Genomic DNA, 14407 nt, shown 5'->3' with positions numbered 1-14407 from the left:
AATTCGATGTGAGGCCAGATTGTCTGGTATTCTTCCAATTGGCTTAATGCGTACCGAACATCGTGTTCGTGAAGCTATGAGAGAATACCAGACTGAACTGGATAATAGAAAACAAAAAGAGTTAGATTTTAAATAATTAATGATATGGCAACAATATTGAAAATAGAAGATACCATTAAAGGTACGAATTTAGAAGTTTATCCATACTCAGACAATTCAGCGAAAGAAATTACTATATGGGCGAAGGAAGGTGAAAATTATATAGATATTGATTTGGATAAACAAGAGGTTGAAGAACTGATCGAGTATTTGCAGAAACGACTTAAAGAAATGTTTTAAATGGCTAGTAGATTTACAGAAACAGAAAAATGGAATGATGCTTGGTTAAGTGGACTTAAGCCTCTAAGCAAGCTCTTGTTCTTGTACTTGTGCGACCAATGTGATGTAGCAGGATTTTTAGAGATTAATATCCGGAAGATCTGCTTCGATCTGGGAATTGGTAAGCAAGAAGCTGAAAAGAGTTTGACGGAGGTTGAGACGCGACTTCTTTATTCAAAAGATAAATGATTTGTTTTTGTATTGAACTTCCTAAAACACCAAAAGAACCAAAAACTGAATCCTTCCAACAATGCCCATAGAGGTATTATAAAAAGATTAGAAGATAATCTTTTATTGTTTGATTTTGAAGATATTAATCAATTTGTAATTAGCCCCTCACTAGCCCCTAGTGAGCCCCTTTTAAGGGGCACTGGTAAAGGTAATGGTAATATAGGGGATAATATAGATAGTAATAAAGGGGGTGTGGGGGGAAAAGAGAAAGGAAAAGAGAAAGGAAAAGAAGGGGATACCTGACGAACATCTTACGATGTTTACAAAAATGATCAGAGAGAAGCCTATCAAAATTTGATATCTAACCAAGAATGGCTGGAACAGCAACAACGATATCACCCTAATCTGGATATAGAATTATCCCTAGAAAAAGCATGTGTTCAGTTTTGGGCATTAGAAGCCGGGTGGAAGCATAAAAAGAAGTCAAAGTCTGTCAATATTGATTGGAAATCAACTTTAGCTAGTGCTATTGATCTCAATAAAGTTTATAAACAAAAGCAATGAATTATCCATACGACATAGATTTAGAAAATATTGTTCTGGGGACTATTATTTCAAACTCTTTCGGATACGATGAAGTGCGGGATATTATCAATGAGGATTGTTTTTACAACGATTTCAATAAAAAGATATTCCAAATTTTCAAAGATATTGAATCGAAAGGAGAACAGCCGGATGCTATCATTATCGCTCAAGAATATCGAAAAAAATATTCAGAGATTAAAGTGGCTGAAATAATGAAAATTTGTGATAGTTCTTCCATGACAAATCTCTATTCGCATACATGCCGGTTGAATGATCTGTCAGCTAGACGAAAATTTGTTGATCTTGGTATGTATCTTCAATCGAAAGGACAATCTGAGCGAGACGATATTACAGATATTTCGTCTTATGCAAGCAAGTTCTTGGAGAATATTTATTCTTTTTCGGAAAATAACATTTCTACGATAAAAGATGCCGTAAAGTCTGTCTACAAGATCGTTGATGATAATAAATCGTCAAAATCGGTTTTGACTGGATCGCCTACCGGATTTCAGAAGATAGATAAGAAAACCGGAGGATTGCAAAAGTCTGATTTGATAATTATTGCAGCTGAAACCTCTCAAGGTAAGACTTCTTTAGCTCTATCGATACTGAACAATACGGTGAAGTATGGAACAAAGGCGGCTGTATATTCCCTTGAAATGAAAAAAGAACAATTGGCAGCTCGATTGATGTCAATGGAAAGTGGTATATCCTCCAGTCAGATTTTGTATACACCTCTTGATGACTGGCAGTTTGAAAGACTGGATAAATCGATAAACGGATTATGCAATTCATCTATCCTATTCGATGATAGAAGTACTTCAAATATTGATACGATTATAAGCTCTATCAGAGCAATGGTTTCTAAGTATCAAATAGATGGGGTTATCATTGACTATTTGCAGATTCTTAGTGTGAATATGAAAGGCAGCAATAAAGAACAGCAAATGGCCGATGTCGCTAGACGATTAAAGAATTTAGCCAAAGAACTGGACATTTGGATCGTCGCCTTATCTCAGCTAAATAGAGATAGTCAAAATCCGGTCCCATCATTGAATAGGCTCCGGGATAGCGGACAGATCGCAGAGGCGGCAGATGTTGTAATATTTGTATACAGGCCTGAGATATATTTAAGATCCTTCCCTGAGCCCTATGAAGATAAAGAAACAGAAGGCTATGCAATGATAGATGTAGCGAAAGGAAGAAATATCGGCTTATTAAAGATGCTATACAAGTTTGAAAAAGAAACGACACATTTTATCGATGTATATGAGAGCGATATACCAAATAAATCAATAAGTACGATCAAACAAGGTAATCAGTTACCCTTTTAAAATTACAGCAGATGGCAAAAGATATAATAAACAAATATATTTCCGAAAGGTATGATCGTTGGCTCGATTACGCTCGTTATCACTGTTCCCATGCAAACATGGTGGAAGAAGCCATCGACGTATTGAACGAAGTACTCGCCATGCTGATTGAGAAATGTGAGTCCAATGAATCTCATGTTCTAAAACTATACGATAGTAAGAAAGGACAATATAGAGAGCTTGATTTCTTTGTGCTTCAAATGATAAAATTGAACATACAATCACCGACTTCTCCTTATCGTCATAAATACAAGTCTATTCCCATTGATGCAAAAATTGACTTTCAGCGTATGGATATAATAGATGAAGAAGATCCTGAGCAAGACAGATCTGCAGATATCTTACAGAAAATGCAAAAAGTAAGAAGCATATTCGACAATCTTCAATTATCGAAAAAGGCAAAGCGAGTATTTTCGTGGAAGTTTTTCGAGGGTAACAGTTTCTCAGAATGGGAAGGTCCTGAAGACAAGAAAGACCTGTATGATATTTACAACGGAGTACTCGAATTAATCAAAAACAAGTTGAATAATAGAGAGTTATTTTGAAATATAGAGAGAACTTCGCATGGTGTCGATCGATCTCTCTATATGGACTGCTTAATCTTCAATAAATCTGAGTGCCTCTAATTTAAAAGTATCAGATATTTTTTTCTTTTCATCAAACCATGTACAAACAGCTTTCGTCTCATACATATATTCTCCAATACTTTCTATTGTCATTGTTGGCCCACCAGACTTTAAGCAAACAATATCACCAATCTTTAATTCTGCCATACTTTTTAATTTAAATATGTTACATGATATTAACTACTTCAAATTTAAATAAAATAATTGATATTTATATTTTAGGGTAAAACAATTACTCTATGGCAAAGTATAATCAAAAGATTGTAAATCGTATCTGTGACTTGATAAGTAAGGACAGTTATACCATTGCCGAAATATGCGAAAAAGTTAAGATTTCAGAGAGTACATACTATGAATGGTTAAAAACCAAATCGGAGTTTTCGGAGGATATAAAAAAAGCCCAAGATAAATTAACTCAGAACCTACTAATAGAGTGCAACCGTTCCTTAGTGAAGCTTATTAAAGGCTATACTATACAAGAGAAGAAAACCGTTACAGCCGATACGGGCCGAAAAGACGAGAACGACAAACCGATCGTCAAAGTCAAAGAACATTCTGTCGTTGAAAAATACTATCCTCCAAGTCTTGGTGCTATTATACACTTTCAAACAAACCGTGATCCCGACAACTGGAAGAACCGGCAAGAAAACAAACTCTCGGGCGAGCTTGGCATCAAGAGTAACCTTGAGAACCTATCAGACGAAGACTTGCAAAACATTATAGATGGCAAAACTGAGTGACAGAGAGATACTCATAAGAAAAGCCGAAGCGGCCATCATACTGCGAAAGCGAGAGGCCCGGAGCGATTTCTGGGTTTATTGCTTGTATATGGACTCTTCGTTTTTTGCTAAGCGTCACTTCTTAAAGAAAGTCGCTGCAGCATTTATGCGTGTTTATCTGGCCTTCTCTAACAATATGATTTATCGACTGGCTGTCAGTATGCCACCTTGCGCCGGAAAGTCTTACATTTCGTCATTAGTTTGTTGCACACGTAGAGAGACAGGACGCCGAAAACGGAGAAACCCCAGCAGCCGGAACAGCTGATATGTTTATCAAGTCGTCCGAACTGAACGAAAATGATAATAAATATATTTTGTCCTCATGTTGCGCACGTGGTGCAACTACTGTCAATGAATTATCAAAGGGGACAACATGGTATAGTAATATCATTGCAGACGTAACCAACGGAAAACGGATAGCAGAGGCACAAGGCAAGACATACAGGCTCATAGCTGTGACCTGGACTCAGGGAGAATATGATTACGGCAATGGCATAGCTTATTATAAAGGCAAACTAAAGCAATTGCGCAGCGACCTGATAAATGATGTTCACAATATAACAGGAGATGATTATTCCGATCTGCCTTTCATTACCTATCAGGTATCATCTTCATATACGGCGGGTAAATCATACCCGGACATAGGGCTTGCATTGTTACAGCTTGCACAGGAAGAAAACAGCGGCTTTTATATGGCGACCCCTATCTATCAACTTCAATATGCGGACAGCTGGCATTTGAAGAATTTTTCTTCCAAGCTGATGGGTGATTATTACGGGTTAGCCTTGTTCAATGTCCTGTATGGCAATGGCTGGAAACCATTATATCCCGTATCTCATATTATATCGGGAAATAGTATATACCTGAAATTTAATAAAAAAGGATTGACATTCAGTAAGCCGCCCTATATAACCGCCACAATAACAAACAGAGGGCTTTCTCTGCTAAATGCATCGAGTGCCGAGATTATCCAGTCGGTAACCATCATAGAATCGGACACGATAGAAATAAAGTGTTCTCAAAGTCCTGCAGGGCTTACCCTGACATATGGCTTTGCCAACTCAAACAACAGAAACGCCGGAGAAATACGGGATAATTCGGATATGACTTATACGATTGCCGATGTAACATATCCTCTGTATAACTGGTGTTCAATATTCGAATATAAACTTTAAAAAAATAATCATATGGGAGTAGCAATAGTTGTACCCGAAGTGGATTGGAGCGACAAATCAGTAGCTCAGGTAACAATAGTAGGCGGAGAAGTTCCAGACCCTACAATCCCGGCAGAAGTGCGGATAATGTACACTTCTTATCTGTCAAAAACAGGCCGTGCAACAAACGATAATTTGTTGAATATGCTGGCCGAATTGTACGCGGCATCAGTATTAAGTAAGTCTACAGGTTTATTCTATCTTGCATCACCTGAAAACAATCTGGAACATGTAAAGTACAGTATTATTAACCTTAGAGCGCTTACTGTGAACAATACGCCTCTAGTAACTGCTACCGGAACCGGAGGGACTACAAAAGCGGGAGACTTTACAGACACAGGAGGCTACAATCTTTCGGCAAAAGGTTTGTTAGTTGTTTTTATGCTATCCGCAGCACCTACCGGTACCGGTATCGATTGGGGGGCAGATGCTAATAAAGTTTGTGCGTTTGTTTCGAATGGAAGAGATGGAAACTATATTAGTAATACCATAATGGTTTGGTCTGATGGTACTGCTATATCGACAACAGAAGACGCAACCGAAAAGAAAGGCGTATATTCTTATTATGTAAAGGGTACATCTGCAAGGTTTAAGCATAATACGGTAGATTTAACAAAGACACTAACAGCAAGTTCTACAAATCCGTGGAATCCTAAGTTATTAACTTATGGCTCTGTGAATAACCGTACAATCGCTGTACATAAAATGTATGCAACATTTAATAACGATATGACTGTGGATGAGATAAATGCTATACATGGCATTTTTGAAAAATATAAGGATTTGATATAATTATGCAACTATACACACCCGATAATCAACTTTTAATTAGCGAAGTCGATGACAAAAGTTATCGTATTCGTGAGATAATGAGCCAGCATAATGTTACTATTTATGTATCCAGTGCAGAGCCGATAGATTTTAAAGTGGGTTGTTATTTGGATTTCCAGGGCATAAGATATACCATAAGAAAGAAGTCTGGTATAAAAAAAGATGGTATCCGTAATCTGACTTATACTATCATATTCGAATCCCCTCAGGCAGACACAGAGAAAAGGACAATCCGTAACCGGGCTGATAAGAGACTAAAGTTTCCTTATACAGCAACACCTAGGGAACATGCAGAATTAATTGTATGGAACCTGAACCAGATAGGAAACGGAGGTTTTACTTTGGGTGAATGTATTGTTGCTGAAAGAGCAGTAATTAATTACAATCATACAAAGTGCTGGGATGGCCTCAAGATGATAACGGATACATTTAATACGGAATTTGAATTTGTCAATAAAACACTCCATATTCGTAAGGTTGAATATAATAGAGAGAATCCTCTTGTGCTGGCATATGGTCGGGGAAATGGCTTTAAGAAAGGAATAGCACGTGAGAATGTGGATAGTCGTGTACCTATTGAAATATTGGCAGTACAGGGCGGTTCCCGAAATATAAATGCTTCGAAATATGGTAACAGCGAACTATTATTACCGAAGGGACAGACAATTGCTTTTGACGGAGCTTTCTTTGAAGATCAGGTTGGTTTTGACCCATCGTTAGCCAAGACTTATAAAGTCGATGCGGAGGGTTTTTCAATACAGCGAGCAGATAAACCTCTTGTCTCTTATGAGGATAGTTCTACAGATCTCTCAAATATCTATCCAAACAGGGTCGGTACAGTAACAAATGTTGAAGTAACCGGATCCGGAAATTATAATATCTATGATACTACTATTCCTGAAAATCTCGATTATTCACTCTATCGCATAGCAGGCGAAGAAATGAGTATTATATTCCAAAGTGGTGACCTTACCGCAAAAGAGTTCAATGTTTTGCAGGATAAGGACAGGATAACCGGCTATATACATTCTCAACGCAAAATCATGCTTGTATCACAGGAATACGAAGGGCAGATTATGCCGAACCAGACATGGGCTCCGAAAGTCGGAGATAAGTATGCGGTCTTCGGAATGATGATGCCGGAGGAGTATATTCGGGATGATAATAGCAAGTCTGGAGCAAGCTGGGATATGTTCAGGCAAGCAGTCAAGCTCCTTTACGAAGAAGAACAGAAAAAATTTTCATTTACAGGAACGCTTGATGGCATTTGGGCGAATAAGGACTGGGTGAATATCGGGGGGAAGATTGTCCTTGGAGGTTATGTCCGCTTTACTGACGATCACCTAATAGAATCAGAAGATGAAGTAGCCGAGAGTGTCCTTATCAGACAGACGGCGATTAAAGACTTTATTAATAAGCCCACTTATACTGAAATTACATTGGCCAATGTTACTGCTGCGACTTATAATGAAGACTTTAGAAAAATCCCAGAGAATGAAGTAAAGGCTGAAGCTGAGAATAGAAATACAGTTAACTATGTGAAACGCTCTTATCGCGGAATGATAGAGCTTGTAAACAATATTTACGATCCATCAGGCAGTTTCCAAGAGGATATCTTGAGCGCTGTTGCTGTTCGTGCCATGATGGGAGCTTTCGGCGACGAACTGCTGCAATATGTATTTTTGGATGAAACTTTCACCAATGAGATAGAACCCAATATTGCATATAGCTCCACAAACAAGCGTATAGAATGCGATGCTGCTTATATCCGTCACATGACAATCGGTATCGACACCGTGCAGCCTGACAGGGATAAAACAGAGTATCTTCACTGGGTAGTACCGTCTTACAATTCGGCTGTTTTAGTTGATTTTCCTACACAGTTTTATTATCTGTATTTGAAAGTCTCTAAAGCCTATACCACAAATGAAGATGGTTTTAAAATAGGTGATGGCGAGTGGTTTATCTCCGAAACGAAAGTCGACTTTGACAGTGATCCCGATAATTATATTCTTTGGGCTGCATTCATCAACTCGGAAGAAAGCGCAAACAGACAAATAACAAACATGTTCGGGTTTGCTGAGTTAACCCCGGGTATGCTTAGAATAAATAACATGGCATCTTTGGATGGTAATAGTTACTTGAGATTCTTGGCGAATCAGTTTAAATTTGGGAACGGCAATCAGTCCATTGATTGGAATGTCACAGAGCCGAATACTCTTTCATTGACAAATGCCACTGTGCGCGACACACTAAAAGTAGCTGGCAGTGCATTGATAGCAGGATTTAAGTTTTACAATGACTGGATTGAAAGCGTTAAGACTGTAACATATAACTCCGTCACCTATCATGCTGTGAAAATAATAGGAAATGATACTCAGGGATATATAGAGTTAAATTCAGTTGTTACAAAATGGACGGAAGACAAAGGGAATGTTAATGTCTTGCAGAAGATTAAAATAGATTCGAACACAGGCGAAATATCGTCCAGCGCTGAAAGTGAAAATGAAGTAAGCCATTTTAGCTCTCAAGGCTTTTTTTCTAATAGAGCAGGTGTCGAAGCTATTTCAGCGGCTACGGGTGCCAGCCTTAAAGCGGCTATGGTTGGTCTTGGTTTCGGAAAGATGGATGAGTCCGCATGGGGCGGTGGCTGGGGGATTGTCGGTGTGTATGGAGATGCAAATAACAGTTCGGCAAATCCAGCCCCCGCTTATGGCGGTTGGTTCAATGTTCTTAAAGCAAATGGGTTGTGTTTGGCTTCAAGAAGAGTGTCAGTAAATACGGTATTAACTAATAGAGATTGCTTTGTGAGTTGTTACAACGCGTCATCCATAAGTTTAAATCTTCCGGAAAAACCATACGAGGGACAATTTATTAGAGTAAGATTGATATATCAAGGCCAAAGTGTCAATATTATTAGTGAGTATAATGGTAACCAGATTAAAATTAACGCTGGACAATATGGAATAATATCCTCAATAAATATTTCAGATGCTATAACATGCGATTTTGTTTATGACGGTCAGGCATGGATATTTACACGATTAGATTAATTTATTTTTTAGAAAAATTTTAATTTCTAGGTTATATTTTAAAGGAAAAATGACACTAGAAATTAACTATCAGCAATTATTTGTAGTCTGTGTCTTATTATTTGCAGAATACATACTTGTTTTATTAGCTGTTGTGGCCGATCTGATATCCGGATGTAGGAAGGCTAAAAAAGAGGAGAACTTAGAAGTTCATTCGGGTTTAGAAGAACCGTCGATAAACTAGCCAGGTATTACATTCCCTTATTTGCTTTAACTGTTGTGGATGCTATGCAAATGATTGTAGTCGGCTACCTGAATGGTTATCATGGTTATTCGATCCCACTTCTGCCAGTTTTTACTCTATTAGGCGCAATAGGCATTGGTATAATAGAAGTGAAATCCATACTTGAAAAAGCTGAAGATAAGGCCAAATTTGAAAGGGTTGGCACATTGGCCAGCAGTATTATTAAAAATAGAGATGACGCGGCAGCTGTCATCGCAGAATTAGGTAAATATTTAAAAGAAGATAGTGATGGCAAAAGTTGAATTATTGGCTACAATTATTCTTAAGTGGGAGGGAGGATATGTTAAACATCCTAATGATAAAGGAGGGCCAACAAACAAAGGGGTTACCATTGCAACATGGCGAAAAGTAGGTTATGATAAAGACGGTGACGGGGATATTGATGTAGATGATCTCAAATTACTTTCAAATGAAGATGTAGTTAGTCGAGTGATGAAGCCTCACTATTGGGACAAATGGAAAGCCGACATGATAAAAAATCAATCTGTTGCAAATATTGTAGTTGATTGGATGTGGGGATCTGGTGCATGGGGAATAAAATACCCTCAAAGAATACTCGGAGTTAAAGATGATGGTGCAGTAGGGCCTAAAACATTAGATGCACTGAATAACTATCACGATCAGTCAGAGTTATTCAAAAAACTTTGGCTTCGGAGAAAACAGCACTTTGAAGATATAGTAAAGGCTGATCCTACACAAGCGGTATTTCTCAAAGGTTGGTTGAATAGGTTGAACGATTTTAAATATATCCAATGAAAAAAGCAACTATAGTCATTATTTATGGAATTATCTGTTTAGTTATTGGCTTCTTTTTCGGTCGTTTGTACATTGACTCAGAACCGAAGTTAGAATATATAAAAGGGGCCACAACAACCGGATCAGTAAGTCTGACACAGTTTGAACCGATAAAGGAAGAAAAGCCGGATATCCAATACCGGGATACAGGCAGTATAAAGTATGTGAATCTTCCGGCAGATACTGCCGCTATAATTGCAGACCGGGAACTAAAAAGGACATATAAACTAACAGCCTTCGACAATAAAACACAAGGTAAGTTAGAGTTATTCCCGGTTATTCAATATAACAGACTTGCGGCTTTAGATTATAATTATACTCCAATAATAGAACGGCAAACAATATATAAGACAAAAGTATGGCAGCCATTTATATCAGGATCATATTCTACTTTGAATTATTTATGTAGGTATCGGCGGTGGGGTGTTTTATCACAATCTAGGATTGGAATATCAGTATCAAAAGAGTTTGGGTAATCAAAATAACGGGCATTTGATAGGTGGGAAGTGGATGTTTTAAGTATATAAATTAAGACTGTTTCAGAAAACTTAATCATGAAGATGGGTGATCTTTATCTTCAAATTGTAAAGTAACATCAGCATCTATTATATTTGAGTTTATTGCATGTAATATAAAAGGTTTTTTATCATGCGTTTCTATTGTAGCGAGAAGATAACCCCTCAAGATATTTATAGAATCATTAAACAAATTTATCAACAAACTCTTTTTTAAAACAATTTGATTATCTACACAGTGTTTTGTCCAATATCCATTGTCAATTTTAAAATACACACTGATAGCTGAGTTTAGATATTTTTTTTCACCAACTCTGTATTCTAATTCTGGAATTAGTTTGATTGAGCTATTGTTTTTTACTGAAACACCTATAGATAGTGATGTTGAAATAGTTATTTTAGTCCCTTTTTTCAACTCCTTCATATTGTCAATTATGGCAATATCTTTTGTTTCTATATTTTCTATTTTATATTTATTTAAAGCCATTAGCAAGGGATACTCTTTATCTTATTATCTTTAAAAATAGATACCTCTTTTGTGTATTTATCCTTATTTGTACTCGACGATCTTTCTATTAATATCGTGGTCGTTTTGCTTAATATTTTATTTTGCGCGGTATTATAACTAATTTGAAATATATCATATGCTGGAATATTATTTTTTTCATAGGATATAAATTCATTCGTTATTTTGAACCTTTTATCTTCAGTCGCAAAAAGGAATGATTCATTTTCAAAATCCCTAGACAAACTTTCATAGATAGAATTCTCTTTTTCACAATAATCTTCACTATCTACAATATCCTTAGGAAATACTGCGATATAATGTGACTTGTAGTTTGTATTATATTTATAAAAGAATTTGATATTATGATATTTAGCAATCATCTCACCAAACCACTTAAATAATATATCTTTTGATTTCATAAGTTTAATCCTCCTAAAGCATTTTTTACTTTATAAATAACAGCTTTAGCTTCTTCCAAAGCATCTAAACTCCCATCAGGTCCGACTTCTTCTTCGCAGTAATCTGCTATTTTCCGCTTTTCTTTCAAAAATATGAAATCTTCTCTGATATTTTTATTGTTTTAGGATTATTTATTTTTTTGAATAAATTCTCCAATAGAAAGTTGTGGGACTCAGGTCTATCTTCATTTTGTGTAGAGTATGATAAATTGAGATTGTTTTTAAGTATACATTTTAAATATTGAAAACAGCCATAATATGAACAATGAACACTTGCATTATATTCACCTAGGTTGATTAAATCTTGAGCAAGTTTTAGATTCGTATCTGACTTTTTCTTCATTAAGCTCATAGCGTAACGTAATGAGACTCTATACTTTTAGTTTCAAATAGTAGTTATTCTTTCAGCCGACAAAGTAACAAATAATAATTACAATAACAATAAAATAAGTAATAAATAAAGTAATATATTATTCCAGTCACTTCACATTATAATAACAACCTTTATTCCCTTTAGTTCACTCTATTGATAATTGGATTCAGATAAAATGCAAAATTTTCAAAAATACTCATACATCTTTTTCTCACTAGTAGTAGGCATTATATTAAAGTAACTGATCATTATAACATTCTCTCTCAAATTAAACCTATTTCTTTATGTTAAATTTATAGATGTTGTATTATCTTTGAAAGAGTTATTAACCTTAAATTAAATGCCTATGAAATAAAATTACTCATCTTTCTATTTGTGATAAAATATTGTATGCAATAGGCTTCCCCAAAGTGATTATTGTTTAATTAATATTTTATTGATTATGAAGAAAATATTGTTGATTATAATATATATAATGGGTATCTCGGTTTGTGCTTATGCACAAATTAGGGATATTCAAGGAAATTATGATGTAACTACAGGTTCAACATGGCTATATAGATTGAATTTTACCTCTGCGTTGAAAGAGGATACAAAATTTATTATCAGAACTAGTAAATATGGTACTTTTACAAATAGCCAAGATACATCGCGTATAGAAACTGTGAAAAAAGGTGCAACTATGTATGAATTTCATGTTCAATGGGGTGGAGTGGCAACTAATGATGCGAAAATAACAACATATAAACAAGGTGATATACCTGCAAATACTAAAACCTTAAAAATAAAAATAACAAAAGCAATCACTGATCCACCACAGCAACAATATGGTAGTATTAAAATCGACGGGCCAGATTATATTCCGTACGGGGAAATTGTTCAATTTGTAGCCTATCAGGGTAGTGAGGGATATGAATCATGGCCAAAATATGATATTAATACTGATTTATTTGAAATAATAAATACAGAATACACTTATGCTCCTGTTTACCGCACTTATATAAAACTGAAAGCCAAACAAAATATATATAGCAAAAAAACAATAAAGGCTTATTACCACGTCACTATGAATAACATAGAATATCATTATTCAGGACGAAAAGACGTTATAATACATCCTAAACATAGCATTAAAGCTGAAAATTTGATACTATGTACAAGCCAAACTATGGTATATAAGATAGAACCTTTGGCTTCTGTCATCACATGGCAATCCTCCACCAATATGACTCTTGTCTCAGGTCAGGGGACTCCTAATGCGACTTTCCGTGCTTCAGGGAATGGATATGGAACAGCGAAAGCAACTGTTATATATGATGGCGTAAGTTATCAACTGGAAAACTCTCAAGTGTGGGTAGGAAAGCCATTAACACCAATTATAAGAGGTAATGAGAGGCTAGAAGAATATCAATCCCAATTAGCTTATTTTTTCGATGGAGAAATTACAGGGGCGAGTGAATTTGAATGGAGAATAGAGGGGAATGCTTCTATGTTAGATGTTTCTAAAGGCAACGTAATCACAATACCTTCTGAGACAAATATATTACCAATGTCAATAAGAACACAGTCTATAGGATTAGGTAGATGGGGAGAATTTAATTTATTTTTGAAAACAAAAAACATTTGTGGAACAACTCCAGAGGCGTTTGTCCATGGACGCATTAAAGGTGGAAAACCAACTCCAGAAGAAATATCTGATTTTTCTTTATCTTCATTGAAGACTTACACTTCAGATGATGTTGCCTCCGCTAACATTCGCATCTACTCCTTCCCTACAGGTTCGCTTGTTTACAAAGAAAATAAAGCGATCAATTTCGATATCCAGAATACGACCCTTAATGCAGGTATCTATATTCTGGAAAAAACTGACGAAGAAGGTAATGTGACGCGTGAGAAAGTGATGAAAATAAAATAGTGAAGAATAGCTTCCAATAGTTGAACCGCCTATATTCTAAGAAAGGAGGTTCATTTTCTTTTCTCCTTTCTCCACTGCCACGGATCGACAGCATTATTATCTTTCCAAAGACCTCTTTTATCAGCTTTGGCTTTCTCCTGAAGCTTGATGTAATATTTACCTTTTGAGTATTTGTAATTGCATGCATAACCGGATCGGATCATTTCTTTACACAATTTTTATGTTTTAAAACCTGCTATCAAATATTAAATATTAATTAAATTATGTTATTTTTATATTTTGTTTGTGAAATATGAAGGAGACATTTATCTATATGATAAAAAGAGAAACATTTCTCTTTATATAAAGTACCTGAAATCGTAATTTAAAGACTAATAATTAATATCTTAACTATGAATCTTGCCCAAATTCTCGTCCTGCTATCCCTGTGGGTAGCATTACCCGGTTTTAGTCAATTGAACAGTTCTCACAACCATCTTCGTCCCGGTGATGTGTTAATAAAACAACAGGTAGAATATAGAGATCCCGGCAATGCTGGCAAAGATCAGCT

Annotated in this window: 20 protein-coding genes; 15 read left to right on the top strand and 5 right to left on the bottom strand. The window is 35.9% G+C overall.

Features of this window, described 5'->3' with window-relative positions:
• The first annotated feature begins 144 nt into the window (after positions 1 to 144).
• The 5 genes from HMPREF9455_RS09090 to HMPREF9455_RS21585 all read left to right on the top strand — a co-directional run bounded on the left by HMPREF9455_RS09090 (position 145) and on the right by HMPREF9455_RS21585 (position 3052).
• Positions 145 to 339, top strand: coding sequence for a hypothetical protein (locus HMPREF9455_RS09090; RefSeq protein ID WP_006799369.1), 195 nt, complete (start codon positions 145 to 147; stop codon positions 337 to 339).
• Positions 340 to 567 carry a hypothetical protein gene (locus HMPREF9455_RS09085; RefSeq protein ID WP_006799367.1) on the top strand — a complete coding sequence of 76 codons (228 nt, stop codon included), beginning with the start codon at positions 340 to 342 and terminating at the stop codon, positions 565 to 567.
• A 12-nt stretch (positions 568 to 579) separates the two neighbouring features.
• Positions 580 to 852, top strand: a complete 273-nt coding sequence (locus HMPREF9455_RS09080) for a hypothetical protein (protein WP_006799366.1) — start codon at positions 580 to 582, stop codon at positions 850 to 852.
• A 257-nt stretch (positions 853 to 1109) separates the two neighbouring features.
• A complete protein-coding gene (locus HMPREF9455_RS09070) occupies positions 1110 to 2468 on the top strand; it encodes a replicative DNA helicase (RefSeq protein ID WP_006799365.1) in 1359 nt (452 codons plus the stop codon).
• A gap of 11 nt (positions 2469 to 2479) precedes the next feature.
• Positions 2480 to 3052 carry a hypothetical protein gene (locus HMPREF9455_RS21585; RefSeq protein WP_006799363.1) on the top strand — a complete coding sequence of 191 codons (573 nt, stop codon included), beginning with the start codon at positions 2480 to 2482 and terminating at the stop codon, positions 3050 to 3052.
• Positions 3053 to 3103: 51 nt separating this feature from the next.
• Here the strand turns inward: HMPREF9455_RS21585 and HMPREF9455_RS21040 are convergent, their stop codons facing one another.
• Positions 3104 to 3280 (bottom strand): YodC family protein, encoded by a 177-nt coding sequence (locus HMPREF9455_RS21040; protein WP_006799361.1) that lies wholly within the window; start codon positions 3278 to 3280, stop codon positions 3104 to 3106.
• Between the two features lie 92 nt (positions 3281 to 3372).
• On the opposite strand from HMPREF9455_RS21040, the gene HMPREF9455_RS09060 reads away from it, so the two are divergent.
• Genes HMPREF9455_RS09060 through HMPREF9455_RS09030 form a run of 9 tightly spaced genes read left to right on the top strand, consistent with a single transcriptional unit; the run spans position 3373 to position 10564 of the window.
• Complete coding sequence (locus HMPREF9455_RS09060) at positions 3373 to 3873, top strand: terminase small subunit-like protein (RefSeq protein ID WP_006799359.1); 501 nt, start codon at positions 3373 to 3375, stop codon at positions 3871 to 3873.
• Positions 3857 to 4177 carry a hypothetical protein gene (locus HMPREF9455_RS21035; RefSeq protein ID WP_242052363.1) on the top strand — a complete coding sequence of 107 codons (321 nt, stop codon included), beginning with the start codon at positions 3857 to 3859 and terminating at the stop codon, positions 4175 to 4177. Before HMPREF9455_RS09060 ends, HMPREF9455_RS21035 begins: the two co-directional genes overlap by 17 nt.
• Before the next feature lies 1 nt (position 4178).
• Positions 4179 to 5087, top strand: a complete 909-nt coding sequence (locus tag HMPREF9455_RS09055) for a sialate O-acetylesterase (protein WP_006799358.1) — start codon at positions 4179 to 4181, stop codon at positions 5085 to 5087.
• A gap of 12 nt (positions 5088 to 5099) precedes the next feature.
• Positions 5100 to 5918 carry a hypothetical protein gene (locus HMPREF9455_RS09050; RefSeq protein WP_006799356.1) on the top strand — a complete coding sequence of 273 codons (819 nt, stop codon included), beginning with the start codon at positions 5100 to 5102 and terminating at the stop codon, positions 5916 to 5918.
• Positions 5919 to 5920: 2 nt separating this feature from the next.
• The gene (locus HMPREF9455_RS09045; protein ID WP_006799355.1) at positions 5921 to 9010 is read left to right on the top strand and encodes a hypothetical protein; all 3090 of its coding nucleotides are present in this window, start codon (positions 5921 to 5923) and stop codon (positions 9008 to 9010) included.
• A gap of 49 nt (positions 9011 to 9059) precedes the next feature.
• Complete coding sequence (locus HMPREF9455_RS21775; protein WP_006799354.1) at positions 9060 to 9233, top strand: hypothetical protein; 174 nt, start codon at positions 9060 to 9062, stop codon at positions 9231 to 9233.
• Positions 9234 to 9277: 44 nt separating this feature from the next.
• Positions 9278 to 9535 carry a hypothetical protein gene (locus HMPREF9455_RS21770; protein ID WP_006799353.1) on the top strand — a complete coding sequence of 86 codons (258 nt, stop codon included), beginning with the start codon at positions 9278 to 9280 and terminating at the stop codon, positions 9533 to 9535.
• Entirely contained in the window at positions 9522 to 10049 is a 528-nt protein-coding gene (locus HMPREF9455_RS09035) for a glycoside hydrolase family 108 protein (protein ID WP_006799351.1), read from the top strand. The genes HMPREF9455_RS21770 and HMPREF9455_RS09035 overlap by 14 nt, the downstream gene beginning before the upstream one ends.
• Entirely contained in the window at positions 10046 to 10564 is a 519-nt protein-coding gene (locus tag HMPREF9455_RS09030; protein ID WP_006799350.1) for a hypothetical protein, read from the top strand. Before HMPREF9455_RS09035 ends, HMPREF9455_RS09030 begins: the two co-directional genes overlap by 4 nt.
• A 76-nt stretch (positions 10565 to 10640) precedes the next feature.
• Here the strand turns inward: HMPREF9455_RS09030 and HMPREF9455_RS09025 are convergent, their stop codons facing one another.
• Genes HMPREF9455_RS09025 through HMPREF9455_RS21865 form a run of 3 tightly spaced genes read right to left on the bottom strand, consistent with a single transcriptional unit; the run spans position 10641 to position 11658 of the window.
• The gene (locus HMPREF9455_RS09025) at positions 10641 to 11090 is read right to left on the bottom strand and encodes a hypothetical protein (RefSeq protein ID WP_006799349.1); all 450 of its coding nucleotides are present in this window, start codon (positions 11088 to 11090) and stop codon (positions 10641 to 10643) included.
• Positions 11090 to 11530 carry a hypothetical protein gene (locus tag HMPREF9455_RS09020; protein ID WP_006799348.1) on the bottom strand — a complete coding sequence of 147 codons (441 nt, stop codon included), beginning with the start codon at positions 11528 to 11530 and terminating at the stop codon, positions 11090 to 11092. The genes HMPREF9455_RS09025 and HMPREF9455_RS09020 overlap by 1 nt, the downstream gene beginning before the upstream one ends.
• A complete protein-coding gene (locus HMPREF9455_RS21865; protein WP_260397859.1) occupies positions 11527 to 11658 on the bottom strand; it encodes a hypothetical protein in 132 nt (43 codons plus the stop codon). Before HMPREF9455_RS21865 ends, HMPREF9455_RS09020 begins: the two co-directional genes overlap by 4 nt.
• Before the next feature lie 726 nt (positions 11659 to 12384).
• Between HMPREF9455_RS21865 and HMPREF9455_RS09010 the strand changes: the two genes are divergently transcribed.
• Positions 12385 to 13857, top strand: coding sequence for a T9SS type A sorting domain-containing protein (locus HMPREF9455_RS09010; protein WP_006799347.1), 1473 nt, complete (start codon positions 12385 to 12387; stop codon positions 13855 to 13857).
• Positions 13858 to 13907: 50 nt separating this feature from the next.
• Here HMPREF9455_RS09010 and HMPREF9455_RS21030 read toward each other — a convergent pair whose 3' ends face one another.
• On the bottom strand, positions 13908 to 14060 hold the full coding sequence (locus tag HMPREF9455_RS21030) for a thermonuclease family protein (protein ID WP_006799346.1): 153 nt from the start codon (positions 14058 to 14060) through the stop codon (positions 13908 to 13910).
• Between the last annotated feature and the right edge of the window lie 347 nt (positions 14061 to 14407).

The organism is Dysgonomonas gadei ATCC BAA-286, from assembly GCF_000213555.1.
GTDB lineage: Bacteria > Bacteroidota > Bacteroidia > Bacteroidales > Dysgonomonadaceae > Dysgonomonas > Dysgonomonas gadei.
The sequence above is the reverse complement of the archived record's forward strand: the minus strand, read 5'-3'. Positions and strand labels throughout refer to the sequence as shown.

Excerpts from the sequence above, each read along its gene's own strand:
- HMPREF9455_RS09030 (WP_006799350.1), top strand. The coding sequence starts at position 10,046 with ATGAAAAAAGCAACTATAGTCATTATTTATGGAATTATCTGTTTAGTT.
- HMPREF9455_RS09025 (WP_006799349.1), bottom strand. The coding sequence starts at position 11,090 with ATGGCTTTAAATAAATATAAAATAGAAAATATAGAAACAAAAGATATT.
- HMPREF9455_RS09010 (WP_006799347.1), top strand. The coding sequence starts at position 12,385 with ATGAAGAAAATATTGTTGATTATAATATATATAATGGGTATCTCGGTT.
- HMPREF9455_RS21040 (WP_006799361.1), bottom strand. The coding sequence starts at position 3,280 with ATGGCAGAATTAAAGATTGGTGATATTGTTTGCTTAAAGTCTGGTGGG.
- HMPREF9455_RS09070 (WP_006799365.1), top strand. The coding sequence starts at position 1,110 with ATGAATTATCCATACGACATAGATTTAGAAAATATTGTTCTGGGGACT.
- HMPREF9455_RS21030 (WP_006799346.1), bottom strand. The coding sequence starts at position 14,060 with ATGATCCGATCCGGTTATGCATGCAATTACAAATACTCAAAAGGTAAA.
- HMPREF9455_RS09020 (WP_006799348.1), bottom strand. The coding sequence starts at position 11,530 with ATGAAATCAAAAGATATATTATTTAAGTGGTTTGGTGAGATGATTGCT.
- HMPREF9455_RS09055 (WP_006799358.1), top strand. The coding sequence starts at position 4,179 with ATGTTTATCAAGTCGTCCGAACTGAACGAAAATGATAATAAATATATT.
- HMPREF9455_RS09085 (WP_006799367.1), top strand. The coding sequence starts at position 340 with ATGGCTAGTAGATTTACAGAAACAGAAAAATGGAATGATGCTTGGTTA.
- HMPREF9455_RS21770 (WP_006799353.1), top strand. The coding sequence starts at position 9,278 with ATGCAAATGATTGTAGTCGGCTACCTGAATGGTTATCATGGTTATTCG.
- HMPREF9455_RS21035 (WP_242052363.1), top strand. The coding sequence starts at position 3,857 with ATGGCAAAACTGAGTGACAGAGAGATACTCATAAGAAAAGCCGAAGCG.
- HMPREF9455_RS09050 (WP_006799356.1), top strand. The coding sequence starts at position 5,100 with ATGGGAGTAGCAATAGTTGTACCCGAAGTGGATTGGAGCGACAAATCA.
- HMPREF9455_RS21775 (WP_006799354.1), top strand. The coding sequence starts at position 9,060 with ATGACACTAGAAATTAACTATCAGCAATTATTTGTAGTCTGTGTCTTA.
- HMPREF9455_RS09035 (WP_006799351.1), top strand. The coding sequence starts at position 9,522 with ATGGCAAAAGTTGAATTATTGGCTACAATTATTCTTAAGTGGGAGGGA.
- HMPREF9455_RS09045 (WP_006799355.1), top strand. The coding sequence starts at position 5,921 with ATGCAACTATACACACCCGATAATCAACTTTTAATTAGCGAAGTCGAT.
- HMPREF9455_RS21585 (WP_006799363.1), top strand. The coding sequence starts at position 2,480 with ATGGCAAAAGATATAATAAACAAATATATTTCCGAAAGGTATGATCGT.
- HMPREF9455_RS09090 (WP_006799369.1), top strand. The coding sequence starts at position 145 with ATGGCAACAATATTGAAAATAGAAGATACCATTAAAGGTACGAATTTA.
- HMPREF9455_RS09060 (WP_006799359.1), top strand. The coding sequence starts at position 3,373 with ATGGCAAAGTATAATCAAAAGATTGTAAATCGTATCTGTGACTTGATA.